Annotated in this window: 11 protein-coding genes; 10 read left to right on the top strand and 1 reads right to left on the bottom strand. The window is 61.4% G+C overall.

Annotated features, from left to right (window positions below):
- Position 1: 1 nt before the first annotated feature.
- Together ACEK02_RS17030 and ACEK02_RS17025 are read left to right on the top strand one after the other, a co-directional pair.
- Positions 2–1099 carry a sensor histidine kinase gene (locus ACEK02_RS17030; protein ID WP_371422764.1) on the top strand — a complete coding sequence of 366 codons (1098 nt, stop codon included), beginning with the start codon at positions 2–4 and terminating at the stop codon, positions 1097–1099.
- A 340-nt stretch (positions 1100–1439) separates the two neighbouring features.
- Positions 1440–2822, top strand: coding sequence for a patatin-like phospholipase family protein (locus tag ACEK02_RS17025; protein ID WP_371422763.1), 1383 nt, complete (start codon positions 1440–1442; stop codon positions 2820–2822).
- A 58-nt stretch (positions 2823–2880) separates the two neighbouring features.
- Here ACEK02_RS17025 and ACEK02_RS17020 read toward each other — a convergent pair whose 3' ends face one another.
- Positions 2881–3765, bottom strand: a complete 885-nt coding sequence (locus ACEK02_RS17020) for an aliphatic sulfonate ABC transporter substrate-binding protein (RefSeq protein ID WP_371422762.1) — start codon at positions 3763–3765, stop codon at positions 2881–2883.
- A 127-nt stretch (positions 3766–3892) separates the two neighbouring features.
- Between ACEK02_RS17020 and ACEK02_RS17015 the strand changes: the two genes are divergently transcribed.
- The 8 genes from ACEK02_RS17015 (at position 3893) to ACEK02_RS16980 (ending at position 12805) form a co-directional block, all read left to right on the top strand.
- Positions 3893–4957, top strand: a complete 1065-nt coding sequence (locus tag ACEK02_RS17015; protein ID WP_371422761.1) for an ABC transporter substrate-binding protein — start codon at positions 3893–3895, stop codon at positions 4955–4957.
- A 14-nt stretch (positions 4958–4971) separates the two neighbouring features.
- Positions 4972–6096: an LLM class flavin-dependent oxidoreductase gene (locus tag ACEK02_RS17010; RefSeq protein WP_371422760.1), complete on the top strand. Its 1125-nt coding sequence runs from the start codon at positions 4972–4974 to the stop codon at positions 6094–6096.
- A 2-nt stretch (positions 6097–6098) separates the two neighbouring features.
- Positions 6099–7070, top strand: coding sequence for an aliphatic sulfonate ABC transporter substrate-binding protein (locus ACEK02_RS17005; protein WP_371422759.1), 972 nt, complete (start codon positions 6099–6101; stop codon positions 7068–7070).
- Between the two features lie 103 nt (positions 7071–7173).
- A complete protein-coding gene (gatB, locus tag ACEK02_RS17000; RefSeq protein ID WP_371422758.1) occupies positions 7174–8658 on the top strand; it encodes an Asp-tRNA(Asn)/Glu-tRNA(Gln) amidotransferase subunit GatB in 1485 nt (494 codons plus the stop codon).
- Between the two features lie 1395 nt (positions 8659–10053).
- Complete coding sequence (locus ACEK02_RS16995; protein WP_371422757.1) at positions 10054–10323, top strand: hypothetical protein; 270 nt, start codon at positions 10054–10056, stop codon at positions 10321–10323.
- Positions 10324–10620: 297 nt separating this feature from the next.
- The gene (locus tag ACEK02_RS16990; RefSeq protein ID WP_371422756.1) at positions 10621–11265 is read left to right on the top strand and encodes an STN domain-containing protein; all 645 of its coding nucleotides are present in this window, start codon (positions 10621–10623) and stop codon (positions 11263–11265) included.
- Positions 11235–11807, top strand: a complete 573-nt coding sequence (locus ACEK02_RS16985; RefSeq protein WP_371422755.1) for an RNA polymerase sigma factor — start codon at positions 11235–11237, stop codon at positions 11805–11807. The genes ACEK02_RS16990 and ACEK02_RS16985 overlap by 31 nt, the downstream gene beginning before the upstream one ends.
- 29 nt (positions 11808–11836) lie before the next feature.
- A complete protein-coding gene (locus ACEK02_RS16980; RefSeq protein ID WP_371422754.1) occupies positions 11837–12805 on the top strand; it encodes a FecR domain-containing protein in 969 nt (322 codons plus the stop codon).
- The last annotated feature ends 20 nt before the right edge of the window (positions 12806–12825 follow it).

Genomic DNA, 12825 nt, shown 5'->3' with positions numbered 1-12825 from the left:
CATGAGCACCGACGACGGGCTTCCGCCTTCCCAACAGGTCGACCAGATTCTGGGTTCCCCGAAGCTTGCAAAGGCGATCGAGAATGATCGCTACAAGCATCTTCTGGATCATGTTCCCGTTGCGCTCGCCATATCGCGCGGATTGGGCAGCGATCAGCAGGTCGTCTATATCAACAAGGCCTTTGAGCAACTGATGGCAATGGCGCCGGCCGATGTCGAAGGCCAGAGCTGGACCTGCCTCGACGGCTTTCTCAACGAAGACAATCAGAGCCAGACGCTGGGCGAAGCGATCCGCGACGGCGAGGATTTTCTCGGCGTTTTCCGGCCATCGGTGCCGATCGATCGGCTGGTGATCGTGCAGGCCTATGCCTCTGTGATCGAGAGCGATGACGGCGTCGAGAATTTCCGGATCGCCGCGCTGGTCGATGTCGGCGGCCGCGAACGCGCGCAGATCGAGCTGTTCGAAAACCAGATTCGCGACCGCGACATGCTGATGCGCGAGCTGCAGCACCGGGTGAAGAACAATCTGCAGCTCATCACCGCGCTGGTGCGGCTCGAAGCCCGCTCGGCAGTAGAAGGCGAGGCGGTTGCGCTCGGTCGGCTCGCCAGCCGCATCGATGCGCTGACGGTTTTGTATCGGACGCTGTCGGCCGAGAACGCCGCGGCCGATATCGATCTCGGACAGTATCTCGCCGATATTGCCCATGCGGTGATGGCTGCCAACGGGACAGCGGATATTACGCTCGACGTGCAGGTCGGCTATTGCCCGATGTCGATCAATATCGCGATGCCTGCGGGACTGTTGGTCAACGAGATGCTGACCAATGCGCTGAAATACGCCTTTGTCGGCCGCGCCGGCGGTCATATCAAAGTGATCTGCAAGCTGGAAGGCGGCCGGGTAACTGTGGTCGTCGCCGATGACGGCGTCGGCCTTGGCGAAGGCCAGGAATGGCCATCGCCGCGCAAGCTGGGCGCGCTGATCCTGCAGACGCTCAAAGAGAACGCGCCGAACGTGAAGTTCAATGCCGAGAGCATTCGCGGGCAGGGCAGCTGGTTCACGCTGGTATTCGACGCCGCGGCGGGCAGTCAGCCGAATTAGGCTGAGGCCTCGCTGTTCGACTGGCCTGCAACAAGTCTCGCGAGAAGATTGCATGTCCACGCGATTCTCGCCGGCATCCTATGTGCGGCTCTCTCGATAGCTCCGTGTGATATCCGCCGCCCAGGCGGATTAAGCTACCGTGTGACGCAGGTGGCTTGCCTTGTATTAACCATGATGCGGGCGCGGATGCTTCTATCTGCGCCGCCCTGCATAAATGCGTAATGATTTGGGCTATGGTTTGTTTTGAGCTTTCGGAATGGGCGGTGTTGCGGGGATTGGCTCCATCCTTCGGTCAAATCCGAGGACAGGAGTCGACTGAAAGCGTGCGAACGGTAGATTTATGACTTGGGTGCGCTCTCTCGGTGTTGTCGTTACGATCTGCACCCTGCTGATTGGTTGTGCGTCGGTCCATAATATTCCGATCAATATGCCGGCGACCGACAGCGGACTGGCAAAGCTCAATGCCGGTTTTGATAATTCCACGGCGACGGACGATGTTCTCGTCGGTCTCGCATTTTCCGGAGGCGGCACGCGGGCGGCGGCATTTTCTTTTGGCGTGCTCTCGGAAATGGAGCGGATCCCGGTTCGCGGCGCTGCGAGCTCGATGCTCGATCACGTTGATTTCGTGTCCGGCGTGTCCGGCGGCTCGGTGCTGGCGGCCTATTACGGATTGAAAAAGCGTGCGGCGTTATCGGATTTTCGCGAGCGCTTCCTGATCCGCAACGCGGAGGAGGGGCTTCAAACCAGCCTGTCGCTTGGCACTATCGGCCGCGCCTTCTCTGGTGGCGTCAATGACTCCGTTGGCTTCACCAAATGGCTCGATGCCAATCTGTTCGAGGGAGCGACGTTCAGTCAGCTCCGCGCAGGCCGGCCGCGGGTCTGGATCAATGCCTCGGATATCTACAACCGGGTCCCGTTCATCTTTGATGCGACGGCGTTCAGCGCGATCTGCAGCGACCTCACCACCTATCCGCTCTCCAACGCCGTAGCCGCTTCGGCCGCTGTGCCGATTGCGTTTGCGCCGGCGGTGGTTCAGGCATTCCCCGGCACTTGCAACGATCCGTTGCCGCCCTGGATCAAGCGTGTCGCCGCCGATCGCACGGCTTCGCCGATGTTGAGTTCCTATGCGAAGGCGATCATCCGCTACCGCGACGGCGCGGTACCATACATCAAGCTGCTCGATGGCGGGCTGGTCGATAATTATGGCGTTTCCGGCCTCACCATCGCGCGCGAGTCATCGGAGACGCCGTATGGGCCGATTTCGCCGCAGCAGGCGGTGAAACTGCGGCGCGCGCTGTTTCTGGTGGTCGATGCCAAAGCCGGCATCACCGGCGACTGGGTACAGACGGTGGAAGGACCAAGTGGCGTCGATCTGATCAAGGCTGCGGTCGATACCACCATGGATGCCAGCGTCGGCGCCAGCTACACCGCTTTCGATCGCACCATGACGGAGTGGCAGAATTCGCTGGTGCGCTGGCGCTGCGGTCTGTCGGCGGCGGAGCGGGCGCGCTATGGCGCTCGCCCTGGCTGGAACTGCCGCGACCTCAAAATCTCCATCGGACGGTTGGGGTTCGATCAGCTCGAACCCGCTCGCGCTGCCGTTCTTGAGGCGGTCCCGACGCGTTTCTCGCTACCGCAAGCGCAGGTCGATGAGGTCATCACTGCGGGCCGCGACGCGCTTCGCGCCAATCCGACCTTCCGGTCCTTCGCCGCGGGCCTGTGACGCGGCGCCATCAGCGGGAAGCGCTGCCTATGCTTCCCGCTCGTCTCGAACTTCGCTGTTACGCGGCGTGATGGAGATTGAGCGGATTGCGATAAACTGCGTCGCGGATTTCGACCTTGCGCGACAGTAATCCGAACCGGAAGAACAGGTCGGCGGACTTCTGCTGATCGGTGACGAATTTGTCGTCGATCTGCCGAATGCCCCACGGCCGTTGCGCAATGTGCGCCTCCCATTCAGCGGCACTCAGTGGACCACCGGCGACACGGGCAAGGATCGCCGCAGCCTCAGCCGGATTTTGCGCGATCCACAGATCGGTGTCCTGCAAGGCTCCGGCGACTGCCGCGATCACGTCAGGATTTGCCTCGGCGAAATCGCGGCGTGCGAAGAACACCGACGGATTGCTGACGAGATCTCCGGTGTTCGCGATCGCCCGGATGTCCTCCGCGCCGTCGCGCAAGCCGCCACCCGAAACCCAGGCATCGATGTCACCCGCCAGCAATGCCTTGCGCGACTCCGGCTCGGTGAGATCCAGAGGAACAATATCTTTCCACGTCAGGCCGGCCTGGTCGAGTGCGGTTGCCAGCAGCGCCTGCAACCATGAGCCAACGCCAAGCGAAACCGTCTTGCCGGCAAGATCGGCCACCGTTTTCACGGGGCTGTCCTTGCGTACGTAGATGCCGCCCACCGCGCGTGCTTCGGACGCCGCGATATAGACGAGGGGGATACCCTTGGCTTGCGCTGCGATAGGGGGCGTCAGGCCTGTGCCGCCGATCTGTATCAGATTTGCGCCGACATATTCGACGGTGCGCGCACCGGCTGCGATCTTCACCCATTCGACGCTGCCGGCAATTTTTGCGAGCCGTTCTTCTAGCAACCTGTTCTGGCTGAGCACGAGAAGAGTGGGATTGTTGGCGTGAACGCCAACGCGAAGAACAAACGTCATTGGGATTCTCCTGACAGCAGCACGTTCATTTCAAACTACACTTCGTCGCGTTTTTTCGGTCGTTCGCGCATCAGTGATGGTCTATCGAAGTTTTTCGATGAGCTTCATTTTCATACAGGAGAGAGCGATGGCTGTAACGACGCTACGTCAGCCGACACGCGAGTTTGAAAAATCATCCTCTGTCGGCGAGCTCTGGTACACACGTTGTCCTGTGCCGACGGCATCCGGCATCGCACTTGATCTCGGGCTGCTGCGCGATGAATTCGCAAAATCCGGAATCGAGCTCAAGTCGATCCGGGATTCGGAAGACCCGCGAGTCAACATCTCGCATTTCGATCACTCGCTTCCAGGATTGTTTCGCGAAGGCGGCAACATTCCTGCGATCTGGGCGCGGTCGGAAGGGCGTGACACGGTCACTGTGGCGCTGACATGGATCGACGAATATCAGGCGATCGTGGTGCGCGGGGATTCAAGCATTCATTCTCTCGCGGACCTTGTCGGCAGAAAGATCGGACTGCCGCGGCAGCACGGCCAGCGTGTCGATTTCGCGCGCGCCATGTCGTTGCGCGGCATCGAGACCGGATTGCGGGTCGCCGGGCTGTCGCTTGAGCAGGTCGAGCTCGTCGATGTGACCAGCGAGCAGCCGGTTTTTGTCACAGGCGCCGGTGTCGCCAACGGCCGTTTTCACGAACTCGAAAGTGCGGCGCTGCTGCGTGGGGATGTCGATGCCATCTATGTGAAGGGTGCGCCGGGGCTAGGCAGTGCGAAGACCCACGGACTACGGAGCCTGATCAATCTCGGGGCACTCGAAGACCCGTTGCTCCGCGTCAACAACGGCAATCCGCGGCCGGTGACGGTGGATCGGCGGACCGCCTTGGAGCGTCCGGACCTCGTGGCCCGCTATCTTGCGGTACTGCTGCAGGCGTCGCACTGGGCCGAGGGGCATGCCTCCGAGGTGTTCGAGATCATCGGCAAGGAGGTCGGGCGGCCGGCTGAGGAGGCGCGGGCGGCCTATGGCAGCGATGTAGCGCATCGCTTCGGTCTCGATCTGTCGGATATCAGGCGGCGCGGGCTGGCCGATCAAAAGGACTTCCTGCTGCGCCATGGCTTCATCACACAGGATTTCGACGTCGGCGGCTGGATCAATCCGGAACCGCTCGCGCTTGCGCATGAACTCTTGAAGCAGGGCTGACCGGGAGAAGGCGGATGTCCATGGAAATCTACTGGTACCTGATCCCGCAGGACGGGCCTTATCCCTGGAGCGAGAAAGGGCGGCGGGTCGTCGATTACGATTACCTCGCCCAAATCGCGCGGGCGGTGGATCATCTCGGCTACACCGGTGCGCTGCTGGCGACGGGCGGCGGAGAGCATGATGCGTGGGTGCTGGGCTCTTCATTGATCCCCGTGACCAAGCGCATGAAATTCATCATTGCTGTTCATCCCGGCATCGTGGCGCCGCTGATGCTGGCGCAGAAAGCCGCGACCTTCGATCAGTTTTCGGACGGCCGGCTGATCCTCAACATGGTCACCGGCGAAAATCGTCAGATGCCGCCTTACGGCATCGAGCTCGACCATGACGAACGCTATGCGCTGACCGACGAGTATTGGGGTGTCTGGCGGCGCCTGATGTCCGGCGAGATTGTCGATTACCACGGCAAGTACATGAACCTGCGCGGCGCGCAGCTCAAACTGCCGGCGGTTCAGAAGCCTTACCCGCCGCTGTTCTTCGGCGGTTCATCGGAACCCGCACTGTCCGTCGCAGCGCGCCACGCCGACACCTATCTGACATGGGGCGAACCGCCGCCACTGGCCGCGGCGAAAATCAAAACGGTTCGCGAACGTGCCGAGGCACTAGGCCGGAAAGTGAAGTTCGGCATTCGCCTTAATCTGATCGTCCGCGAGACGAAACAGGAAGCCTGGGACGCCGCACAGTGGCTACTCGACCGCATGGACGACAGTGTCGTCGCGGGCGCGCAGGAGCGCAATCTAGCATCGGATTCGGTCGGGCAGCGGCGGATGCGCGAGATCGTCGGCGGCCGGAAACCAAAGCACGCGCGCGATCTGGAAATCTATCCGGACCTGTGGGCCGGCTTCGGTCTGGTGCGGAACGGACCCGGGACCGCCATCGTCGGAGATCCCGAAACCGTCGCGGCCCGCATTCTCGAATATCGCGATATCGGTTTCGACACTTTCATCGTGTCCGGCCAGCCTCTGCTCGAGGAAACCTATCGGGTTGCGGACCTGCTGTTGCCGCTCCTCCCGTTCGATCGCGGCAACCGGGGTGAAACCGCGCATGCGATCGGCCCTTACTTCAACGCTGCACGAGGCTGATGATGTCACTGTCCACTGCAATCCGCGCCGCCGCCGTCTCGCTTCTTGTCGGAGTGGGCGCGGTATCGACGAGCTGTGCGGCCGAACCCGGTGCGGCGCCCCTGACGCTTCGGATTGGCTATCTGCGCGGACCTGAGCCGCTGTCGATCAGCCGGTTGCGCGGCACGCTTGAAAAACGTCTTGCCGAGAAGAACGTGAAGGTCGCCTGGGTCGGGCCGTTCATCGCCTATGCACCAGCCGCCGAGGCCCTGAATGCCAATGCGATCGACGTGACGATCGGCAGTTCGAGTGCAGCGATATCCTCCATTGTCGGCACGGCGCCCATCTCGCTCTTCGCCTATCAATGGGACACGGGCGATTCATCCGGAATCCTCGTCAAGAACGGATCCGACATCAAGACCGTCGCGGACCTCGCGGGCAAGACCGTCGCCGTCAACCGTGGCGGAACGGGCGACTATCAGCTGACCAAGGCGCTGGAGAAAGCCGGCATATCGTCGTCGTCGGTCAAGCGCGCCTATCTCACCCCGGTCGACTCGTCCGCCGCCTTCATCAACGGCCATGTCGATGCGTGGTCGGCCTGGAGCACCTTTTTTCCGACGGCGCTGATTGAGCAGGACGCCCGTGTCATTGCGCAGGCCAAGGATTTCGGATCGCAGAATGCCGTCGTCTATGCGGTTCGGACGCCGTTCGCCGAGGCTCATCCTGATCTGCTGAAAGATATCGTCGACGAACTCCAGGCTTCGGCGCGATGGGCGCAGCAGAACCGCGATGAGGCCGCTCAGCTCTGGGTTCGGGAGCTCAAACTGACCCCGGCAGTCGCCACCCGCGTCGCCGGTTATGAAATCAGCGAGCCCGTTCCGGTCGGGGAAAGGGAACTTGGTGCGCTGGAAAGCCTCAACGAGTGGCTGGTGAACAGCAAATTGCTGCCGAAGCCGGCTGCGATCAGGGATCACATCGTTCCGGTCAGTCGCTAGCTTCGGCGACCGGTGCACGGGGCACCGCTGGCGCGCCGCGCGAGGGGCTGGAAAGCGCAGCAGGGGGTTTTCCCGCGCCCGTCATCGCGGTAGAAACCGCCCCATGAACGCACCTGTCAAACCTTCGAAGCTCATCAAGGGCGCCACCGGCGACTGGGAAATGGTCATCGGTCTGGAGATCCACGCCCAGGTCAATTCCCGCGCCAAGCTGTTCTCCGGCTCCTCCACGGAGTTCGGTGGATCGCCGAACAGCCACGTGTCGCTGGTCGACGCGGCCATGCCGGGCATGCTGCCGGTCATCAACGAGGAATGTGTCAAGCAGGCGATCCGCACCGGCCTCGGGCTGAAGGCACAGATCAACCGGCGCTCCACCTTCGATCGGAAGAACTATTTCTATCCGGACCTGCCGCAGGGATACCAGATCAGCCAGTACAAGTCGCCGATCGTCGGCGAGGGTGAGGTGACCGTCGAATTGTCCAACGGTGAAACCATCGCCGTTGGTATAGAGCGGCTGCATCTCGAGCAGGACGCCGGCAAGCTGGTGCACGACCAGAGCCCGACGCAGTCCTTTGTCGATCTCAACCGCTCCGGCGTCGCGCTGATGGAAATCGTCTCCAAGCCCGACATGCGCTCGAGCGAACAGGCGCAGGCCTATGTGTCGAAGCTGCGCACCATCCTGCGCTATCTCGGCACCTGCGATGGCGACATGGAGAAGGGCAACCTGCGCGCCGACTGCAACGTCTCGGTCCGCAAGCCCGGCGATCCCTATGGCACCCGCTGCGAGATCAAGAACGTCAATTCGATCCGCTTCATCGGCCAGGCCATCGACTATGAAGCCCGGCGCCAGATTGGAATCCTCGAAGACGGCGGTTCGATTGATCAGGAGACGCGGCTTTACGACCCCAACAAGGGCGAGACCCGGTCGATGCGCTCGAAGGAAGAGGCGCATGACTACCGCTATTTCCCCGATCCCGACCTGCTGCCGCTGGAATTCAGCGAGGACTATGTCGCAGCGCTGAAAGCCGAGCTGCCGGAACTGCCGGATGAGAAGAAGGCGCGTTTCATCAGCGCGTTCGGCCTGTCGGCCTATGACGCCAGCGTGCTGGTCAGCGAGCGGGAGAGCGCGGAATTCTTCGAAACGACGCTCGATGGGCTCAAGGACAAGGCGCGCGACGGCAAGCTGGCCGCCAATTGGGTGATCAACGAGCTGTTCGGCCGTCTCAACAAGGAAGGGCAGGACATCGCGTCGTCGCCGGTATCGGCGGCGCAGATGGCCGCCATCGTCGATCTGATCGGGGAGGGAGTGATCTCCGGCAAGATCGCCAAGGACCTGTTCGAGATCGTCTGGCTTGAGGGCGGTGACCCGCGCGCACTGGTCGAAGAGCGCGGCATGAAGCAGGTGACGGACACCGGCGCCATCGAGAAGGTGGTCGACGACATCATCGCAGCCAATCCCGACAAGGTCGCGCAGGCGCAGGCCAAGCCGGCACTGATGGGCTGGTTCGTCGGCCAGGTGATGAAGTCGTCGGGCGGCAAGGCCAATCCGCAGGTCGTCAACGACCTCCTCAAGAGCAAGCTCGGCATCTGACGATTGCCTTTCGATGACGACCGCGGCGCCGCCTCGAGCGGCGCCGTTTTCGTTTTGGCGGAGCTCGTTGACGCGTTGTAATGAGCGCGATGAACGGCGTGCGGAGACGGAATCAGATCCCGAATCGGCGCACTGTCAGCCGACAAAAAGTGCGGTTGTGGCCAGCACCGATAAGTCGCGAACGCGTTTTCTGAAAAAATATTTTCATTGCCAAAAATCCCGACTCAGAGTCCCCGGCGCCTGTTTTCGGCGCCCGACTCACGTTCGGGGACGGCAGAAGTTTGTGTAGTTGTTTGATAGTACGAATTGCGGGCGCTCGGAAAAAATAAGTACTTTCTGCAATCTTGACATTTGTGGACGCAGCGTTTCCGGGCGTTTTTCGCATCGCCGCGCGAGCCGGATTTCAAGTTGTGACTGGGGCCGTGGGGGAAGTGGCGCGTTGCGCCCATCAACACTTCCTTAAGCGAGAGACTGTTCTTTTGAAATCGTTGGTGTATTCGGGATGAAGTGCATCTCGATTCCCGAGTGCACGCAGCGATCAAGTCATCTCTTTATTGGAGGGCAACATGGCCAAGAAAGCTACGAAGAAGGCAGTCAAGAAGACCGTCAAGAAGGCAGCAAAGAGCGCTGTGAAGAAGACCGCGAAGAAGACCAAGAAGGTCGCCAAGAAGAAGTAACTTCTTCCGCCACGATTGACGCCGGTGGCAACGCCGGCGACGTCGCAGGGGCCTCGACGGCAATTTGCTTTTCGAAGCGGATATTCATCGCAGCTCTGGTCGACGAAAGAGGGTGTCGGCGAGACATCAGGTCAAACGGCTGGACCGTCACTCCGGGGCAGGGCTTGCTCTTCCCGCGAACCGGTCCGGCAAGAAAGCCGGTCATTCAGTGATTGGCGTTCTTTATTCGGTGCGGATCATTGGTCCGCAGTTTCATCGGTGGCTTCGGCCACATGAGATATGATCCTGACGTGTTGCCGACGCCCTCGTTTTTGCCGGTGCGGTTCATCCCCGGCGCGTTGAATTTCCCAATCCCGAATATCTTTGTTTCCTCGCTTGGATGCGTCCTGCGTTGGAATCGCCGCGCGCGCTGGCCAGGCGTTTAACGTCCGCGGTCGCTCACGCTGCCGCGATGGTTACGGTATCCCAAAGCGGCAAGGTAAACCGAATTCGGCGAAAACGCAGAAAACCCGCATAAATGCTGGGTTTTTGGCGGCGCACGAGCCGGTTTTGGCGCCAGCTCTTCAGATTTCGTTCATCGCGATGCTTAAACTGCTCTTCAAATTTGATCGGTCATATTGATCCCAACAAGCCGGCAAACGGTGGTTGGGATTGCATCAAATAATGGACAGGGGCCGCGCTCGGAGCAGGGCGGCAAAACCAAAAAAAGGAATGACCGATGTTTCAGGGACAGATTGATTTCGAAGCTGCGACGCCGATCGCAGAAACCGCCATCCAGGACGTGCTGTTCGAACGTGGTCTGTACTGGGCATCGGGCCGCTCGGGGATCGTTGACCTCGTCGCAGCGCACAAGTGGTTCAACCTCGCGGCCCTCAAGGGGCGGGTCGATGCGATCCCGATGCGCCGCGAAGTCGCCGAGATGATGTCGGATACCGAGATCGCCGCCGCGCAGCGCGATGCCCGCGCCTGGTTGTCGACGATCCACTAATTCGACGGCGTGCCCGTCCTGACGATCGCCGTAGAGGCGATCGACGTCCCGGCTGCCATGCGACTCGCTCAGGCTTGGGAACGAGCCGTCATGGAGAGCGCAGCGATATCGGATACCGCGATCCGCCGAAATTCGTGTGCACCTGCACTGTCAAATCTGCAGACGCTACTTCCTGACAACGCCCACCGACATCTCACTGTCATGCTTGTCACATAGGTACGTGTCTCGGCGTTAGTGTACCCCCAGAAGCAAAGCGAGAATCTGATGCCCGCGCCATATTTTGCGCATTGGGGCGTTGTGTTCCGCTTTACGATAGGGGGAGCGTTGTTGCTTTCTTCAGCTGATGCGCAGGCCAGCGACGCCCGACGCTTTGACATTGCAGCGCAGCCGCTCGCCAGCGCCTTGGTCGAATTTGCCGACAAAACGGGTATGGCTGCGTTGGTCGATGCCGAGCTTGCCAGCGGAAAGCGATCAACTTCTGTCACGGGGCGCCTGATTCCGCAGGATGCTCTGCGTATTCTTCTCGCAGGGACGGGACTTTCATTTCGTCGTGCGGGGGATACTGCCTTCACGGTCGGTCCGAATGCGGCGGATTCGGTCATGGGCGATGGCCATGCCGGAAAGCATCGTCGTGTGGAGTTTGAGACCTATTTCTCGCTTATGCAGAGCGTGATCGAACACGCGCTTTGCGACAATGCAGATGTTCGTCCGGGTCCTTACCGGTTGGTCGTTCAGGTGTGGATCGGTGAGGCCGGAGCGGTCGATGCGGTTCATACGGTCGGTTCGAGCGGCGACGAGACCCGCGATGCGCGCATAACGGACACGATCAAGGGCGCAAGAGTTGCGCGGCCTCCGGCGGATATGCCGCAGCCGGTCACCGTCGTTCTGCACCGGCGCAACACCGATACGATATGCGTAGCCCGATCCGCGGTCCCACGATGACCGAGACGGCGACGATCCGGATGCGGACCATTTTCGAGGCCAAGTATCAGCGGTTTCGCGAACGGCTGCGGCGTCGGCTGGGCTCCGATGCCCTTGCCGTCGAAGTGCTGCACGAGACCTGGCTGCGGCTGGAGCGGATCGGCGAGATCAGTACGATTCAGAAGCCGGAGTCATATCTGTTTCGGATGGCGCTGAACGAGGCTGCGGATCTGCGGCAAGCCGACAGCCGCAAGCTCTCGCCGTCCGAGATCGAGGTCGTGCGCCATATGATGGACGAGACGCTCGATCCCGAACGCATTGCCGACGCACGGCGCGAGCTCGAGGAGCTTGCCGCTGCGCTGAACGAACTGACACCCCGTCGCAAAGCGATCTTCCTGCTCGCGCGGGTCCATGAAATGAAACATGCCGACATCGCGGCGGAATTCGGTATTTCTCCACGGATGGTCGAAAAGGAGCTTGTGCAGGCCTTGCAGCACTGCTCGCAACGCCTGGGAAGAAAAGTCATTCGCCGGTTCGGTCCCGGCCTGCCAAAAGAGTCATAGGGGCAGGCATGGGCAAGGACATCACTCCAATGACAGATGTGAGCGGACATCAGGCGCTTGAGCGCGAGGCCCAGGAGTGGCTCGTGCGCCTGACGTCCGGGGAGGCCACCGCCGGAGATCTCCGCGCTTTGAAGCAATGGTGTGCCCGCAGTCCGGTTCATGCGCGGGCGTTCGCCGAGGCCAATCTGCTGTGGGACAGCCTGGGAACGGCGGCGCGTCTTCCAGCCGCGTCGCGGTCGCCCGGACAGATGCCGTCACGCCATGCGGGACATTCACGGCGCTGGTTCCTGGGGGGAGCGATCGCAGCCTCGGTTGCGGGGGCCGGCTATGTGATCGCGCATCCGCCGCTGGAGCTATGGCCGTCGCCCCAGGAACTGGCCGCCGATTATCGCACGCGCACCGCAGAGCGCCGTGAAATCGCGATGGGCGACGGAGTGACGATCGAACTCAATACCCGCAGCAGTCTGAATGTCGTTCAGAAGCCGAACGAGCGGCAGATCGAGTTGGTATTGGGCGAGGCGACGATTTCCGTCCCGCACCAGCTGCCGACGATGTTGACGGTCCTGGCCGGCGGCGGAGCGGTTCATGCCTCCGATGCGCAATTCAATATACGCTGCGATGCCGGCCGCTCGGTGGTGACCTGTCATCGCGGCATGGTTGCCGTCGATTATGCCGGGACGTCCACAAGTCTTCGCGCAGGCCAGCAGGCTTCCTATGCCGACGGGACGGTGGGCGCGCCCGTTGTTGTCGATCCTGCCGTGGTGACGGCATGGCGCGTCGGTCAACTGGTGTTCCGGCAGACGCCGCTCGTCGAGGTTATCGAGGAGGTCAATCGATATCGGACTGGCCGCATCATTCTCATGAATGAGACGCTCGGCCGCCGTCCCGTCGAGGCGCGCATCCCGATCGATCGGGTCGACGACCTGATCGCGCTCGTCAGGGAAGCCTATGGCGCCAGGGTGACATCGCTTCCCGGCGCCATTGTCGTGCTGTCCTGATGATCCCGCCCGCATTGGTA

The sequence above is a fragment of the Tardiphaga sp. genome (assembly GCF_041424195.1).
Classification (GTDB): domain Bacteria; phylum Pseudomonadota; class Alphaproteobacteria; order Rhizobiales; family Xanthobacteraceae; genus Tardiphaga.
This window is presented reverse-complemented; position numbering and strand designations above follow the sequence as displayed.